Source organism: Ruegeria sp. C8 (assembly GCF_056537565.1).
This window is the reverse complement of sequence record NZ_JBQFRV010000013.1, coordinates 16799-33223: the sequence shown is the minus strand read 5'-3', so window position 1 is coordinate 33223 and position 16425 is coordinate 16799. Positions and strand designations below refer to the sequence as shown.

Below are 16425 nucleotides of genomic sequence, written 5' to 3'. Positions count from 1 at the left end.
AATCCGCCGGCCTGACCGTCGCTATCTTACTTTTCTCAGACCTCGCCGTGGCTTACTAAGGGTTAAGTTATGATCCCCGAGAGCCAATGACCCAATCAACCCGCACCGTTCTGCGCAACCAGCTCAATCAGGCTCTTGCCGCGATCAAGGATGCGTTGCGGGTGATGCGTCGCCGAGGGCCGAGCCAAATCCAGTTCTGGTTTATCGCTCTGGCGATTGGGATTGCGGCAGGGTTCATGGCGCTTGGGTTCCGCAAAGCGATCCGAGGCTTGCAGGCCTATATTTACGATACCGAGGATATCCTGCTGCTGCACAGCCACGCTGAGAAGCTGCCTTGGTTCATCGTGCTGATCATTCCAATCATCGGCGGGGTGATCGTGGGGCTGATCCTCACGCGCTTTACTGATGATGGCCGAGTACGCTCGGTCGCGGATGTGATCGAAGGGGCGGCGGTCAGCGATGGACGGGTCGAGACCAAGGCTGGCGTCGCTTCGTTGTTCGCCTCTTTGATTACACTCAGCACAGGCGGCTCCACGGGTCGGGAAGGGCCTGTGGTGCATATGGCCGGGGTCATCTCGACCTGGGTCAGCGACCGCATCCATGCCGACGGAATCACCGGGCGCGACCTGTTGGGCTGCGCTGTAGCGGCTGCGGTTTCGGCCAGCTTTAATGCCCCCATTGCAGGAGCACTATTCGCGCTTGAGGTCGTTTTACGCCATTTCGCGGTCCACGCCTTTGCACCCATCGTCATTGCCTCGGTCGCGGGGACGGTGATCAACCGGCTGGAATATGGCGACGTCACCGAGTTCACGCTGGATACACCCGGTTCATTGCAATTCTACGTCGAACTGCCCGCTTTCCTAATCCTTGGGCTGATCTGCGGGTTGGTATCCTTGCTTCTGATGCGTTCGATCTTTTTCGCCGAGGATTTCGGCAATCATGTTCAAGCCCGACTTTCCCTGCCCGGATGGCTGCGCCCTGCGGTTTCGGGCGCGATGCTGGGCCTTCTCGCGATCTGGTTCCCGCACATTATTGGCGTTGGGTATGAAACGACGATCCGTGCCCTGACCGGTGATCTGGTGCTGACCACGGCGATCCTCTTCGCGGTCCTCAAGACAGTGGCTGTGGCTATAACCATGGGCGGGCGCATGGGCGGAGGGGTGTTTTCGCCTTCTCTGATGATCGGAGCGTTGACCGGACTGGCCTTTGGGCTGATCGCCACTGGATTGCTGCCGGATGTATCGGGCACACATACCCTTTACGCTTTTGCTGGTATGGGGGCCGTGGCCGCTGCGGTTCTGGGCGCTCCGATCTCGACCACTTTGATTGTGTTCGAATTGACCGGAGACTGGCAGATCGGTCTAGCGGTGATGGTATCAGTGTCGATGTCCACGGCTTTGGCCTCACGCCTTGTGGACCGGTCGTTCTTCCTGACCCAGCTGGAACGTCGTAATGTGCATCTGGCGGCGGGACCACAGGCCTATCTGTTGGCGATGCTGCGCGCCGGGGCGGTGATGCGACCGATTGGCGATGCGCGCTCGATCACCAAGGAGGAAGCGCGGGCACTGATCGAAAAAGGCCTCTGCGTCAAGGCAAGCGCGACACTCGAGGCGGCGATGCCCTATTTTGACCGCGATGATATTCCCTGTATTCCGGTGATCGTCATGGACGAAAACGGGACAGAGACGCCGGTTGGCGCGCTCTATCACATCGACGTTCTAAAGGCCTACAACCGGGCGCTGGCTGCGACAGCAGCCGAGGAACACTCCTAGCCGTTATACACGCTGGCCGCGTCGCCCAGATAGTTGTCCCACGCGAACCAGTACGAAATATGCCCGGCCACGCGCGGTAATTGCGTGCCATCTGGCCCGATCAGCATCTCTTCGGACAAGGTCCATTTGCGACCGCTCTCGTCGACCAGACCTCCGTCTGATGCTTTGAACCGGTGGCCCGCACGCTCATAGGCGCGCACTGTCCGCCGGTCTGAGTTGCCGATCAGAACCAAAGGCCGATCCGCAATCGCGTCGTTGATCACACGGGTCCGGTCGAAAGCGTCCAGCGGCCAGGCCCGCGCGGCGCCGAACTGGCGGATGGTGAAGATGTAGTCTTTCTGGCGATGCTCGGATTGATCCACCAAAGCCGGGAACATTAATTCGGGTGAGGCGAAATACTCGCGATACACCACGCCCGAGCCATAGTTGCGACGATGCCCGGTGCTGAGCGACAGGACGCGCGTGTCAGGGTGCGAGGTCTTCCAGCTGTCCCAGGTCGTGATCACCACAGGGCGTTGCTTCAGCTCGATCCCGCTATCTACCAGAGGGCCCACCACTGGTTTGCCGGTATATTGGTTCCACAGCGAATGCGTCTCGCGGTCGAACATCAGCTTGTTCGAGCGATACAGGAACCCCGAGGAACCGAAGACAAACGGTTTCCGCCGCCCCGGCACTTGCGTCTCAAACAGAATGCCGGACCCGCAGAGGGTGCAATAGGCCAGCGCCACCGGCACGCCGCCGATCACCTCGTTGAACATCTCGTGCCAGCCCATGATACGCAGCGGGTAAGCGCGCACGTCACCGTTGATCGAGACCCCAAAGACCAGATCATCCTCTTTCAGATAGTCGGCGTCCGAGGCCGAGATCAGCGTCGGATTGTCCAGCGAAGGGATGCCATCCTTGCGCACGCCGCCCCAGGTGATCTCCTCCAGCCGGATCTTCATCCGCTCGCGCTGCAGGTATTCGGGACGCAGGAACAGGTCGAAATTGTCGTCTATCCGCAGCAGGACCTCGCGTTTGAACGGGATCAACGAGGGGTGGGGGACGATCTGAGGGTTCTGCTCTTGCCACAGCATCCAGTCGAACCAGTCGGTGCCGCGTTGCTCGCCGGTCAGTGTCTCCATCACCTCGACGATATCGTCCCGCCGCCGGTCGGTGAAGCGCATGGCCGTCAACAGGGCAGGGACCACATCCGGGTTCCCACGCTGTACCAGAAAGGCCATCTTGGCTTCGAAATCCGTACGACCGCCGCGCAACGTGCTGTGCAGCGCGTCCAGCACAGGGTCTTCCTGCGCCCAGCTTGTTGAGGGTGACAGCGCGCTGGCTCCGACCATTCCAACAAATTGGCGACGAGAAACAGACATGGCACCCTCCGATCCTTTTTCGCGCTTAGTATGAGGGCAAATGCACCGCCTTGCATGAAACAGCTGCGTGATTGGCGCGTGATCACCCGCGATCGTTGATTTGAGGGGCTAGGTCTGAAAAACAGAGAGGGTATTTTCAGAGCAGATTTCCCATGACCAATGCGATGCTGGGTGGTCAGCCGTATCCCGCGCGCTCTGGCCGGCGGCGGGTTTTGTGTTTTGCCTTCCTTCGCGCATTGCCTTGCCTTCACCGCTTTGCCCATTTTCTATGTGCAATAGGTCGGACTTCCCTGTTATGCGCTCGATTTTGATCGCGACCTCTTTGCTGGCGGGGACAGCGGCTGAGGAACACTCATGAGGTTTTGGTGGCGGCCGGGCCACTATGGGCTTCTCTTTGAATTGAGCACGTTGTCTGAAAGTGCGGTGTCTCCTAGCCTAATTGACGAACTTCTCATTAAAGTCACTCTGATTGAGGTTTGGACATGTCTTACGAACGATTTTCTTGGCTGACAGCGGCGGTTGCGATCTCGATGATTGGTGCTGTCCCAGTTCGAGCGCAGGAGGCTCCGTATGTCACCGGCTTTCTCGGTATTACCGATATGGGCGACTATGATTTTGATTTCTTCCAAACGATTCCTTCAGTCGTGGTCGGTCAAGGCACCATCACAACCGACACTGGAATCTCCTACGGACTGGCCGTCGGAATGAAGGTCGCGCCTAATCTGCGGGCCGAATTCGAACTTTCACACGCCTCGAATGATACAAAGGAAATCGGCCGCCCGTTTACCCAGTACGACGGAAGCTTTGATGCGACATTCGGGATGGTAAACCTCTGGTATGACATCCCGGTGCAGGGCAGGTTCAAGCCCTATATTGGCGGGGGACTTGGGTTTGCGCGGGTTTCCCACGACGGTCAGTCCGGTGCTGGCGTCACATTGGTCGATGACAGTGACACCGCTATTGCAGGGCAATTGGGGTTTGGTGGCCGCTTCCAAGTAGGGGAACGCGGAAACATCGACATCGGGTACCGTTACAAGACGACCGGCGATCTTGATTTCACCACGACCCAAGTGTTCATCCCAACAGATCTCACGGATGGCCGCTACTCGTCGCACTCGCTCATTCTTGGGTACAGCTACAGTTTCTGACAGACGTAACTAAGTACTTCCGCCCCTCAAATCTGTTCGACCTTGATCGAGTCCACCGGGTAGAAAGCCAGATAGTCTTTGAGGCCGGCCATATCCTTACCGGGGGTCTCAAAGCTCCAGGCCGCGTTTTCGGTGACCGAGGATTTGTTCACGATCGAGAAATGCGTGGCATCGCCTTTGTGCGGGCAGTGAATCACCTTGTCCGTACGGTCCAGGAAGGCCATCGCAATGTCAGAACGGGGGAAATAGATCACGGGTTCCAGATCACCTTCGCGCAGCTCAAGCGCGTTTGAGCTTTCGCCCAGAATGGCCCCACCAGAGCGGACGCTCCATTTGCCGGGTGCTTCGGTGATCGTGATTTCAACCATGTCTTTTCCCTCGTTCTTGTCAGGGCTTCTCCTTTGCCCATTTTATGTGACAGTCTGATGTCAGACTGGCGCAGTTGCGGCATCCAACCACAGTTGAGCGTCCTCGCCCAGCCTTGGCCTGATTTTTTCCGCAACGTCGCGGTGATAGCTGTTCAGCCAATCCCGTTCCTGCGCGGTCAACAAGTCGACCAGGATCAGGCGGCGGTCAATGGGCACATAGGTTAGCGTGCGCCACTGCAACATAGCCCGTTCCGCATCGCCGTCGGGCAGCGATGGTGCTTCCTCCACGACAATCAAGTTCTCAATCCGAATGCCAAACGCGCCCTCGCGGTAATACCCGGGTTCGTTCGAAAGGATCATGCCGGGCTCAAACGGTACATGGCTGACACGCGACAGGCGTTGCGGGCCTTCATGCACGCTCAGATACGCGCCGACACCGTGACCGACGCCGTGGTTGAAGTCCTGCCCGGCCTGCCACAAAGGCACGCGCGCGACGCATTCGATATCGCGTCCGGCCAGACCGATTGGCCAGCGCAGCATCGACATGGCGATCATGCCTTTCAACACGCGAGTAAAGCAGGCCTTCTCGGTCTCACCAACCACACCTATTGCGATGGTGCGCGTGATGTCGGTGGTTCCGTCCAGATACTGCCCGCCGCTGTCCAGCACCAACAGATGACCGTCCTGCAAGGTGCTGTCGGTCTCTTCAGTCACACGGTAATGCATGATCGCCCCGTTGGGACCTGTGCCGGCGATCGTGTCGAATGAGATATCCTGTAGCGCATTGTCCCGCCGACGGGCCTCTTCCAACCGGGTCACGACCTGCGTTTCGCTGATCTGCCCCGGCGTTTGCTGATCCAGCCAGAACAGCGTTTCGACGACGGCAACGGCGTCGCGCAGGTGGGCCTCGGCGCTGCCTGCGATTTCGGCCGGGTTCTTGCGCGCTTTGGGCAGGGCGCAGGGGTCGCCACCGTCAACCATCCAGTCCCCAAGCGCATCCGCCACAATCTGAGGCACTGTGCCCGGATCGACCTGAACCTTACCTTCTAGGGCAGCAACGGCGTCCAGAAATCCATCAGGCTCATGAACCGAAACCTGAGGGCCCAGATGTTCTCCCACTTCGCCTAGTTTTGCTGCAGCCATGAACAGATCAACACGCCCGTCCGCATGCAGAATGGCAAAGCCATGGGCGACCGGGTTGTAAGCAATGTCCGAGCCGCGAATGTTCAACACCCACATGATCGAGTCGGGCAAAGTGATCACCGCCGCACTCCGCCCGCCGTCTCGTAGGCTTTCAGCCATTCGGGTGATTTTGCTCTCAGCGGTTTCCCCTGCAAACTCAATCGGATGTACCTTGACTGGGTTCATCGGAGGAGCAGGCTGATCCCGCCATATCCGGTCCACCAGATTGGCACAGCGCACCAACTCAATCCCGCTTCCCTCAAGGTCCGTCTGCGCTGCTTTGATCTGCCCTGCGGCATGAAGCCAGGGATCAAATCCGACCGATCCCCCGTTTGGCAACTGCTGTTTCAACCAACTGCTCAGGCTCACATCGGGCCAGGGCACCGGAGTGTAGTCGTCGGCCACCTGCGCCTTGACCTGCGTCCGATAGCGCCCATCGATGAACACCCCGGCCACGTCCCGCAGCGCGGCGCAAAACCCGGCCGAGCCGGTGAACCCGGTCAACCACGCCAGCCGTTCGTCCCGAGGGGCCACATACTCACCCTGATGCGCATCCGCGCGCGGCACCAGAAACCCGTCCAAACCTTCGCGCTCTAGTTCCTGCCGCAAAGCAGTCAATCGCGGAGGTCCCTGTTCGGGCCGTGCTGTTACCTCAAAAGACTGAAACATACCTGCCTCCCTCAAGCCAAAGTGTGGTTTCAAGCCACCTCTTTATCTTTTTGAAAAAATACCCGCCGGAGGCAAGGCCAGCCTCAGCTGGCCCTTTTCATCCCCATCACTCGGGCCCGCGCGCGCGGATCGCTGTCGAACAATGCCGCCAACTGTTCGGTCATGGCACCAGCCAATTGCTCCACATCGGTGATGGTCACCGCGCGATCATAGTACCGGGTCACGTCATGCCCGATCCCAATGGCCAACAATTCCACCATCTTGCGCTTTTCGACCATGGCGATCACGTCGCGCAGGTGTTTCTCCAGATAGTTCGCGGGGTTCACACTGAGCGTGGAATCATCGACCGGAGCACCGTCGGAAATCACCATCAGGATCTTACGCGCCTCGCGCCGCGCCAGCATCCGGCGATGGGCCCATTCCAGAGCCTCACCGTCGATGTTTTCCTTCAGCAGGCCTTCTTTCATCATCAGGCCCAGATTGGGCCGCGCCCGCCGCCATGGGGCATCGGCACCTTTGTAGATGATGTGACGCAGATCGTTCAGACGTCCCGGCTGCTGCGGGCGGCCTGCATTCAACCAAGCTTCACGGGCCTGACCGCCTTTCCAGGCGCGGGTCGTAAAGCCAAGGATTTCGACCTTCACGTTGCAACGCTCCAGCGTGCGGGCCAGAACATCCGCGCAGATGGCTGCAATCGAAATCGGACGCCCTCGCATCGATCCCGAGTTGTCCAGAAGCAGTGTCACCACGGTATCGCGGAATTCGGTGTCCTTTTCGACCTTGAAGCTCAGCGGTGTGGTCGGGTTGGCAACCACGCGTGCCAGACGACCGGCGTCCAGAATACCTTCCTCGCGATCGAACTCCCACGACCGGTTCTGCTGTGCCTGCAAGCGGCGCTGCAACTTGTTGGCCAAGCGGCTGACCGCACCCTTCAACGGCTCAAGTTGTTGATCCAAATAGGCCCGCAACCGTTCCAGTTCAGCAGGCTCTGCCAAATCCTCGGCAGCGATCTCCTCGTCATGGGTGTTTAGATAGACCTTGTACTCCGGATCAGCCTCGGACGCAGGCGGAGGGGCAGGCGGCTCCAGCGGAGCCTCGCCCTCGGGCATCTCGGCCTCATCCCCCATCTCATCCTCGGCTATCTCGTCCATCGAGACTTGGGCCTGAGATTGATCCTGCTGCTCTTCCTGTGACTGCTCGGGCGTGGCGTCAGGATCCTGTTCCTCCTGATCATCCTGTCCGGTGCTGTCGGGATCGGGCTGATCTTCGGCGTTTTCTTCAGCCTGATCTTCCTGCTCTTCGTCCAGCTCATCAGGATCATCGCCCAGCTGGTCGCCATAGCCCAAATCCTTGATCACCTGGCGAGTGAACTTGGCAAACTCTGCCTGATCCGAGAGGATTTCGTCGAGCTTCTCAAGCGTGCCACCGGCCTGTTCCTCGATGTATCCACGCCAGAGGTTCATGACATTATTGGCCGCCGGCGGCAGGTCACGCCCGGTCGCCAGATGCCGGATCAGATAGCCCGCAGCAACCGACAAAGGCGCATCGGCGGGTTGCTTGCACTGGTCATAACCGCGCCGTAAGGCTTCATGGCTGATCTTGACATCAATGTTTGAGGCCGTGCCGGGCATATCCCGCGCGCCCATCGCCTCGCACCGAGCGGTTTCCATCGCTTCATAGAGGTCTCGCGCCATATCTCCGGGTGGGGCATAGCGCGTATGGGTTGCGTCATCGTGATAGCGGCGCTGCAAGGCCAAGGCATCGGCAGTTCCGCGCGCCAGCAAAACCTCTTCGCGCGTCATCCGGCGGGATACCTGAGGCAACCGCATTGCCTCACCAGAAAGGCCCGAGGGGTCGACGGTGTAACTTACCGAAAGCTCCGGATCATCGGCCATGACTTTGGTGGCCTCAGCGAGAGCTTTCTTGAACGGATCAGCAGGGTTGTCGTTCTTTTGTGCCATGTCCCCAAGCCTTTCACAGTGCCGTCCCGATTTCCACCAAACAGGAAGCCGGATCCGCCTTCATCTGGCTAAAAATACCTCCGCCGGAGGCACTGCGCCCGAAACCGGGCGCAATTCGGCGTTAGCCCAAGCTCACGCTCGCCGCGCTTTCCGGCAGTTCTTCGTCAAAGCAGCGCTGATAGAACTCGGCCACGGTCTGGCGCTCAAGCTCATCACATTTGTTCAGGAAGGACAGGCGGAACGCATAGCCCACATTGCGGAAAATCTCTGCGTTTTGGGCCCAGTTGATCACGGTCCGGGGGCTCATCACGGTCGACAGGTCGCCGTTCATGAAGGCGGTCCGGGTGAGGTCGGCAACGGTGACCATCTGGCTGACGGTCTTGCGGCCTTCAGCAGTGTTATACAGCGGTGCTTTCGACAGAACGATCATCGTCTCGGCATCGTGGCTGAGGTAGTTCAGCGTCGAAACCAGCGACCAGCGGTCCATCTGTGCCTGGTTGATCTGCTGCGTGCCGTGATAGAGGCCGGTCGTATCGCCCAGACCCACGGTGTTCGCGGTGGCGAACAGGCGGAAATTCGGGTTCGGCGTGATGATCTCGTTCTGGTCCAGCAGGGTCAGCTTGCCGTCATGCTCCAGCACGCGTTGGATCACGAACATCACATCGGCACGGCCCGCATCGTATTCGTCGAACACAATGGCCACGGGGTTGCGCAGGGCCCAGGGAAGGATGCCTTCGTGGAATTCGGTCACCTGCTTGCCGTCACGCAACTTGATCGCATCCTTACCGATCAGGTCGATCCGGCTGATGTGGCTATCCAAGTTCACACGCACGGCGGGCCAGTTCAGACGGGCGGCAACCTGTTCGATATGGGTCGACTTACCTGTGCCGTGATAGCCCTGGATCATCACACGACGGTTATGCGCAAAACCTGCCAGGATCGCCAAAGTCGTCTCTGGGTCGAACTTGTAGGTCGGGTCAATCGCGGGCACCCGGTCGCTACGTTCCGCAAAACCTTTGACCGCCATGTCGGTATCAATGCCGAACACGTCACGGACCGAGATCTCTTCGGTGGGTTTTGCGTTGATATCAATCGATCCGTCAGCCATTCGCCTTGTCCTTATCCTTAGGCCCGTCTTGCCGGGTTTGAACCCGTGTGTGGTGCAACATATTCCGACCAAGGGCAAGGGAAAGCCGCGCGCTAAAAACGCTGACAGGATGTTTCTTATCAACTGGCCTTATCTGCGGGAAGGGCGGGGTAACGTTAGAGTGTCGATGAGCAAGCGGCTCTGGTTGGGTTCTTCAATAAATCGTCAACCTTAGGCAAACCCGATGTCTCTATTCGCGCGGCAACTACAAAAAGTCGCGGTCTGGGCTCGGGCTTGAGTTCCTGCTCAAGGACAAGTTTGAGAGCCCGTTCATTCAATCATCGTTTAGAGGACGCCTCACTCCGAGACGGATAGGGATTTAAATTCAAGAAAATAAATATTTCTTTGAATGGGCCTAACTGAAGGGTAAAATGAGCAAAGTCCGCATGTGTAGTGGGCTATATGTAGGGGGTTAAGGTGTTCGCGATATCCTCTGTTAAATCAGGGCGGCTTCAATTGTTACCTGTTGGCGACGGGCAAGGTGCAGTGAATGCCTTTTGACGCGACCCTCTACTCGGTGAATGAGACCGGCGGCACTGGTAACCTTATAGTTCAGGGATCAACGACACCTGCGATTATCTCAGGTCAAACGGTTTCTTTCGACGGCGGCACGACCTTCGTACCCTACACATATCTTGGTCAGGGGAACTATCGCGGGACCAGTGAAACCGCGGATTTTATCCAAGTAGGTGGGCAGATTTACGCTTTCAATAGTGTCGATCCGACCGGGTCTCTCAGCACCGGGAATTGGGAGATCACCGTAAGTGACCTCGACCCGGTCAACCCGCCTTGTTTTGTAACCGGAACGCTGATTGACACAGAAATTGGGCCACGCCCTGTAGACTCTTTGATGGCTGGGGATCGGGTCTGTGTGGAAGGCGGGCATACCTTGCCGATCATCTGGATAGGCAAAAGAACTCTGAGCGCGAAAGTGTTGCGCAAAAATCCAAAGTTCAGGCCCGTCCGGATTCAGCGCGGCGCTTTGGGTGATGACCTGCCCAGCCAAGACTTATTTGTTTCCCCCCAGCATCGAATTGTGCTGGAAGGTTGGCGAGCAGAGCTTCTTTTTGGTGAGCCCCGGGTTTTTTGTGCCGCAATACACTTGGTGAACGACGTTTTGATCCGTCAGATGCCACCTGAAGCACCAGTAACTTACTTCCACATTGCCTGTAGTCGGCATGTGGTCCTTTCGTCACATGGTTTGCAAAGCGAAAGCTTGTTTCTGGGTGATCTTGCGTTGAAATCATTCCAACGCGAAGACGTCGAGGAATTGCGTGCCTTGTTTCCCGAGCTTCGAAATCCGGCTTCAGTGCAGCGACAGCGCACATACTTGCGTTGTCTGAAGCGACCCGAAGCAGAAGTATTGCGGGATTTTTTGCCAGGGTAAGAGCGGTCTACTTAAAGTTCCGGCTGTCCTTGATCTGATCCCAGGCCCAGACGACCTCTTGCAGTTGCTCTTCCTGAGACCGGTCGCCGCCGTTCATATCCGGGTGCAGCACCTTGATCAGCTTTTTGTAAGCCTTGCGAACCTCGGCCTTGGACCAACTGTCATTGGCCTCCAGAATCTCAATCGCGCGGCGTTCGGTGGGGGGTAGGCGGCGGCCACCGCCACCCGAGGTGCGGCCTTTGTTCTGGGTGCTGTTTGCCCCCAGCACCTGGTGTGGGTCTTCGATGCCCAGCCGCGCCCAGGCGCGTGCCTCGGGGTCGCCCATGGGCTTGGTTTCACGCTCCCAGACTTTGTCCTTCGTGCGTTGTGCGTTCAGCTCGGCCTCGGTCGTGCCGTCGAAGAAGTTCCACTTCTGATTGTACTCGCGCACATGCTGCTGGCAGAACCAGTAGAAGTCATCCAGAACGTCCGGGGCCTTGGGGGCACGGTACTTGCCCGCCTCTTCGCAGCCCGGATGATCACAGATTCGCACCGAGGTCTCAGATGCGCCCGACATCCCCCGACGCCCGCGCGGGTTCTTTTTCTTGGCGCTGGAGACGGACATATCGAATCCGAAAGGGTCTGATTTCGTCATGCTGTGATCCTTAAGAACGCATCTTCTCGACTCGGAGGCAGCAGTTTAGTCTAAGCAGCCGAAAGTAGAAGAGGGGGGCGGCAAGTTTTTTGCCGTTGAGCGTAAAAATGACTGTGACTGACGAAATCCGAACCCGACTGCAGGCCGCCTTTGATCCGCGTGAGCTTGAGGTGGTGGATGACAGCGAAAGCCATCGGGGCCATGCCGGGTTTCAGGAAGGTGGCGAGAGCCATTTCAACGTCCGCATCCGCTCCGCCGCATTCGAAGGCCAATCTCGCGTGGCCCGACATCGCGCCGTTCACAAAGCGCTAGGGGACGTTGTGACGCGTATCCATGCCTTGGCGTTGGATATTGGCGTTTAATTTCGTCTAAAACCGGAGTCGAAAGGCGAGCCCGACCAAAGGTGCTGTGTCATAGCTCTGGCGGCTGATTTCGTTGCCGTTTTCGTCCTCCAGTGTCAGTCGGCCATCGAATTCGGCCCCAGCAAAGACGGTTAAAGACACGCCCGGATTCGGAGCATAGCTGAGCGACGCAACCACGGGGAGGCTCTTGTCTTCGCCGATCCCGTTCGGTGCCAGCTCCGCGTCGTCCAGCCGGAAGCGGATTTTTTCGGATCGGGCCGACAGTGAGAGGCTGAAATCGTCATTCAACGCGTAGCTGAGGGTGAGACCCGGCCCGCGAGTCGCACCGATTCCGGAGCCGGTGTTCAGGTTCCAGCGATCATTGATGTCCCAATCCACCAAAAGCGCGGGAAAGAAATCGACACCACTATCTTCCAATTGCGTGAAGGCGCCAAAGGCCGGTCCTATGGTCAGGCTTTCGCTGATCTGCCACGCAACGCCCGCAAAAACACCATAGGTACGACCATCCGAAGATGCGGCGCCTTTCTGATAGTCCCATCTGACCTGAGGCGACACGAACACACTGACCCGCTGTCCAGCCTGGAACCGCAGAGGAGCCGATATTCGGATGTCACGAATGTCGTTCCAGGGCTGGTTGTCAGCCGCGCTGAAGTCATAGTCCAGCTGCCCGTAGCTGACTGAAATGCCAAGTGACGTTTCGCTATCAAATCGGTAAAGTCCGGTGGCCCGCAGGAACGATCGCGTCGCGCTGAAGTCTCCGCCTTGATCCAGATCGGCGCTGCCCTGATATGCGGCGAGCCCGTCGATCTGGCTGACCCAACCCAGACGTTGTTGTGCGGTGGCAGGCAGCGCGATCTGGCAGGCGAATGCGGAGAGGAAACAAAGAAGAGCGGTGCAAGGTTTCATCGCGACCGTGGTCCTGTTCTGTGACGAAGGATGTTTTGGAACGATACGAGCAAAACTCAGGAACGGATGACCGCCTGAGTCTCGTTGGCTCAATCCGTGTTATCTAAACCACACCCTCTGGTCCGTGCGGTCTGGATGCGTTTTACTTGGCCTCTTCGCTCGGTTTCAACGTCAACGGCGGCTCATCTACTTCGGCTGAAATTGGTTCCGGGGCTTGAACCGCATCTGGCCCGGGAACGGGCTGAGCCAAGGGCACCCCCTCGGGCGTTTCGGTTGGCGATGGTGTGGCCACGGGGGCCACTACCTCGGTGGCGTCGGCCTCAATCACCCGCCGAAAAACCAGCACGTTGCGCCAATTTGTGGTCGATCCGGTCAGACCCGAGCGTTCCTCGCTGGGCAGCAACTCGGCGCGCTGGTATTCCCATCCCTGTTGGCCCATTTCGTTCAGCACCTGCTCGACCGAGGTGGCAAAGCGGCCCTCGGGCGTTTTGACGCCTTTGGCCTTCGCGCCCTTTTGCGGGGCCGGAATGACTTTGTATTCGTAGCGCGGCATCGACTGTTCCCTTGTACCTTTAGTCGACAACTTATCACGCAGGTCGCCGGGTGAAAGAGACGTTGCGCAAGTGGCGCAAATCAGCCGGTTCTCTGCGCCGCCTTGGCCACAACCGAGAGGCAAAGCTCGGTCGCCAGCGCCATGTCCTGCACCGAAATCCACTCCAACGGTCCGTGAATGCACTGCATACCAGTGAAGAGGTTGGGGCAGGGTGTGCCGAATTCGGTCAGGCGAGAGCCATCGGTGCCGCCGCGGATCGGAACCGAGAGCGGCTCGATCCCCAATTCCTGACAGGCTTCGCGCGCCAAATCGACGGGGGTCATGTCATTCTCAAGCCAATAGCGCATGTTGCGGTATTGATGGCTGATATCGCAGGTGATGGTCGCGCGAGGCTCGGAGGCCTGAACGGCGTCGCAGACCTTGCGCACCAGGTCGCGCTGGGCCTCAAGACCTTCCATCTCGAAATCCCGAAGGATCAGCTTGATTTCCATCTCGGACGAGCCGCCATTCATGTCGGTGACATGGATGAACCCTTCGCGCCCATCGGTGACTTCCGGGGTCAACGTCGCCTGCGGCAGTGTCTGTACGATCTTTGCGGCGAGATGAGTGGCATTGACCATCTTTTCCTTTGCTAAACCGGGATGGATCGAAACGCCGGTGATCTTGATCACCGCACGGTCGGCCGAAAAGCTTTCATATTCGATTTCCCCCACTTCCTGCCCGTCCAGCGTGTATGCGAAATCGGCCTTGAGGTCCTTTGGCAGTTGCTCGGTCACGCCGCGTCCGATTTCTTCGTCCGGAGTGAAAGCAATGCGGATGGGCCCGTGTGGAATGTCTGGATTTTCGATCAGGTGCCGCGCCATGGTCATCAGGATGGACACGCCGGCCTTGTCATCAGCGCCCAACAGAGTGGTGCCCGAAGCGGTGATCAGATCATGGCCGATCTTTTCGGCTAGGTAAGGGTGTTCGTCCGGGGACAGAACCAGATCGGGATCATCGGGAAAGGTGATCTCACCGCCATTATAGCCTTTGATGACGCGCGGTTTGACGCCGGTTGCGTTAAATTGAGGGGCGGTGTCGACATGGGCGAGGAACCCCACGGTCGGCCCTTCGGCGGTGCCAGGAATGGTCGCCACAACGACGCTGTCGCCGGTTATCTCGACATCCTGCGCGCCGATCTCGGTGAGTTCCTGCCTGAGCAGGTTCAGCATGTCGAACTGAATGGGCGTACTGGGGGTCGAAGGCGATGTCTCATCGCTTTGGCTGTCGATGGCCGCGTAGCGCATCAGCCGGTCTTCAAGTTCCTGATCGAATTTTCTGGTCATGGCACCTCTCCTGCGCGGAAGAAAGGGCGCAAAAGAAAAGGGAGTCAAGCAGGTGGCCTGACTCCGTCGCATAACTTTGAAAACGGGCTTACGAACCCAGCTTTTGGGCAACCAGCTCGTTAACGGCCTTGGGGTTGGCTTTGCCGCCGGTGGCTTTCATTACCTGACCGACAAACCAGCCTGCCAGCTTCGGGTTTACCTTGGCCTTTTCAACTTGCGCCGGGTTGGCTGCGATGATCTCGTCCAAAGCGGCCTCGATGGCGCCCGTGTCGGTGACCTGCTTCATGCCGCGCTCTTCGACGATCTGCGCCGGGTCGCCGCCTTCGGTGTAGACGATTTCGAACAGATCCTTGGCGATCTTGCCCGAGATGGCATCCGATGAAATCAGATCGATGATCCCACCCAACTGCGCTGGAGATACGGGCGAGTCGGTGATGTCGTGATCTTCTTTTTTCAGGCGTCCAAACAGCTCGTTGATGACCCAGTTCGCGGCCAGCTTGCCGTTGCGGCCTTTTGCGACCTCTTCGAAATACGCGGCGCTTTCGACCTCGGCGGTCAGGACTGAGGCGTCATAGTCGGTCAGGCCGAACGCTTCGATGAACCGCGCTTTTTTCTCGTCGGGCAATTCCGGCAACTTGGCGGCGATGTCATCGACCCATGCCTGTTCGATCTCTAGCGGCAGCAGGTCAGGGTCCGGGAAATAGCGGTAGTCATGCGCTTCTTCCTTGGACCGCATCGAGCGGGTCTCACCCTTGTCCGGATCGTATAGGCGGGTTTCTTGATCGACTTTACCACCGCCTTCGACGATCGCGATCTGACGGCGGGCTTCGACCTCAATCGCCTGCTGAATAAAGCGCATCGAGTTCATGTTCTTGATCTCGCAGCGGGTGCCGAGATGCGAGAAGTCCTGCGTTTCCTGATACTTTTCATAAGCACCCGGCAAACAGATCGAGACGTTCACGTCCGCCCGCAGGTTGCCGTTCTGCATGTTGCCATCACAGGTACCCAGATAGCGCATGATCTGACGCAGCTTGGCGATATAGGCGGCGGCTTCTTCGGGGCCGCGGATGTCGGGGCGCGAGACGATCTCCATCAGGCAGACGCCGGTCCGGTTCAGGTCCACGAACGACATATGCGGGTCCATGTCGTGGATCGACTTGCCCGCGTCCTGCTCCATGTGGATGCGTTCGATGCGAACCATGCGCGCGGTGCCGTCGCCCATCTCAACCAGCACTTCACCTTCACCCACGATCGGGTGATAAAGCTGCGAGATCTGGTAGCCCTGCGGTAGGTCAGGGTAGAAATAGTTCTTGCGGTCAAAAGCCGATTTCAGGTTGATATCCGCTTTCAGGCCAAGACCCGTGCGCACGGCCTGTTCCACGCAATATTCGTTGATCACTGGCAGCATGCCCGGCATCGCCGCGTCAACGAAAGCCACGTTCGAGTTCGGCTCGGCCCCGAATTGGGTCGACGCGCCGGAAAACAGCTTGGCATTGGATGAGACCTGAGCGTGCACCTCCATCCCGATCACCAGTTCCCAATCGTGCTTGGCCCCGGCAATGGTTTTGATTTTCGGCATTTCGTATGTCAGGTCGAGCATGGCGCGCCTCTAATTTCCGCAGAAGTCTAGGCTTGCGTATTAGGCCC

The 16425-nt window shown here is 58.4% G+C and carries 14 protein-coding genes; 4 read left to right on the top strand and 10 right to left on the bottom strand.

From position 1 onward, the window contains the following. Window positions 1–86 precede the first annotated feature (86 nt). Window positions 87–1772, top strand: coding sequence for a chloride channel protein (locus ACR0KL_RS16445; protein ID WP_170678449.1), 1686 nt, complete (start codon window positions 87–89; stop codon window positions 1770–1772). Here the strand turns inward: ACR0KL_RS16445 and ACR0KL_RS16440 are convergent. Further along, window positions 1769–3136: a DUF3179 domain-containing protein gene (locus tag ACR0KL_RS16440; RefSeq protein ID WP_170678451.1), complete on the bottom strand. Its 1368-nt coding sequence runs from the start codon at window positions 3134–3136 to the stop codon at window positions 1769–1771. The genes ACR0KL_RS16445 and ACR0KL_RS16440 overlap by 4 nt on opposite strands. A gap of 482 nt (window positions 3137–3618) precedes the next feature. Between ACR0KL_RS16440 and ACR0KL_RS16435 the strand changes: the two genes are divergently transcribed. Further along, window positions 3619–4284, top strand: coding sequence for an outer membrane beta-barrel protein (locus ACR0KL_RS16435; RefSeq protein ID WP_170678453.1), 666 nt, complete (start codon window positions 3619–3621; stop codon window positions 4282–4284). Between the two features lie 26 nt (window positions 4285–4310). Here ACR0KL_RS16435 and ACR0KL_RS16430 read toward each other — a convergent pair whose 3' ends face one another. The 4 genes from ACR0KL_RS16430 to cobS form a co-directional block, all read right to left on the bottom strand. Next, a complete protein-coding gene (locus tag ACR0KL_RS16430; RefSeq protein ID WP_170678455.1) occupies window positions 4311–4652 on the bottom strand; it encodes a DUF427 domain-containing protein in 342 nt (113 codons plus the stop codon). 60 nt (window positions 4653–4712) lie between these two features. Next, window positions 4713–6503 carry an aminopeptidase P family protein gene (locus tag ACR0KL_RS16425; protein WP_170678457.1) on the bottom strand — a complete coding sequence of 597 codons (1791 nt, stop codon included), beginning with the start codon at window positions 6501–6503 and terminating at the stop codon, window positions 4713–4715. Window positions 6504–6586: 83 nt separating this feature from the next. Continuing rightward, on the bottom strand, window positions 6587–8464 hold the full coding sequence (cobT, locus tag ACR0KL_RS16420; RefSeq protein WP_170678459.1) for a cobaltochelatase subunit CobT: 1878 nt from the start codon (window positions 8462–8464) through the stop codon (window positions 6587–6589). Between the two features lie 121 nt (window positions 8465–8585). Beyond that, on the bottom strand, window positions 8586–9572 hold the full coding sequence (gene cobS, locus ACR0KL_RS16415) for a cobaltochelatase subunit CobS (protein WP_170375030.1): 987 nt from the start codon (window positions 9570–9572) through the stop codon (window positions 8586–8588). A 529-nt stretch (window positions 9573–10101) separates the two neighbouring features. Here cobS and ACR0KL_RS16410 point away from each other — a divergent pair. Beyond that, window positions 10102–10998, top strand: a complete 897-nt coding sequence (locus ACR0KL_RS16410; RefSeq protein WP_170678462.1) for a Hint domain-containing protein — start codon at window positions 10102–10104, stop codon at window positions 10996–10998. A 7-nt stretch (window positions 10999–11005) separates the two neighbouring features. Here ACR0KL_RS16410 and ACR0KL_RS16405 read toward each other — a convergent pair whose 3' ends face one another. Beyond that, window positions 11006–11632: a J domain-containing protein gene (locus ACR0KL_RS16405; protein ID WP_170375034.1), complete on the bottom strand. Its 627-nt coding sequence runs from the start codon at window positions 11630–11632 to the stop codon at window positions 11006–11008. Window positions 11633–11739: 107 nt separating this feature from the next. Here ACR0KL_RS16405 and ACR0KL_RS16400 point away from each other — a divergent pair, with 107 nt between their 5' ends. Then, the gene (locus tag ACR0KL_RS16400) at window positions 11740–11994 is read left to right on the top strand and encodes a BolA family protein (protein ID WP_170678464.1); all 255 of its coding nucleotides are present in this window, start codon (window positions 11740–11742) and stop codon (window positions 11992–11994) included. A gap of 6 nt (window positions 11995–12000) precedes the next feature. On the opposite strand, the gene ACR0KL_RS16395 is transcribed toward ACR0KL_RS16400, so the two are convergent. The 4 genes from ACR0KL_RS16395 to gatB form a co-directional block, all read right to left on the bottom strand. Continuing rightward, window positions 12001–12900, bottom strand: coding sequence for a hypothetical protein (locus tag ACR0KL_RS16395; RefSeq protein WP_480777284.1), 900 nt, complete (start codon window positions 12898–12900; stop codon window positions 12001–12003). A gap of 142 nt (window positions 12901–13042) precedes the next feature. Then, window positions 13043–13453 (bottom strand): DUF4177 domain-containing protein, encoded by a 411-nt coding sequence (locus ACR0KL_RS16390; protein WP_480777283.1) that lies wholly within the window; start codon window positions 13451–13453, stop codon window positions 13043–13045. A gap of 80 nt (window positions 13454–13533) precedes the next feature. Next, window positions 13534–14778: a peptidase T gene (gene pepT, locus ACR0KL_RS16385; RefSeq protein ID WP_170678468.1), complete on the bottom strand. Its 1245-nt coding sequence runs from the start codon at window positions 14776–14778 to the stop codon at window positions 13534–13536. Window positions 14779–14866: 88 nt separating this feature from the next. Continuing rightward, window positions 14867–16378 (bottom strand): Asp-tRNA(Asn)/Glu-tRNA(Gln) amidotransferase subunit GatB, encoded by a 1512-nt coding sequence (gatB, locus tag ACR0KL_RS16380; protein ID WP_170678470.1) that lies wholly within the window; start codon window positions 16376–16378, stop codon window positions 14867–14869. Window positions 16379–16425 lie beyond the last annotated feature (47 nt).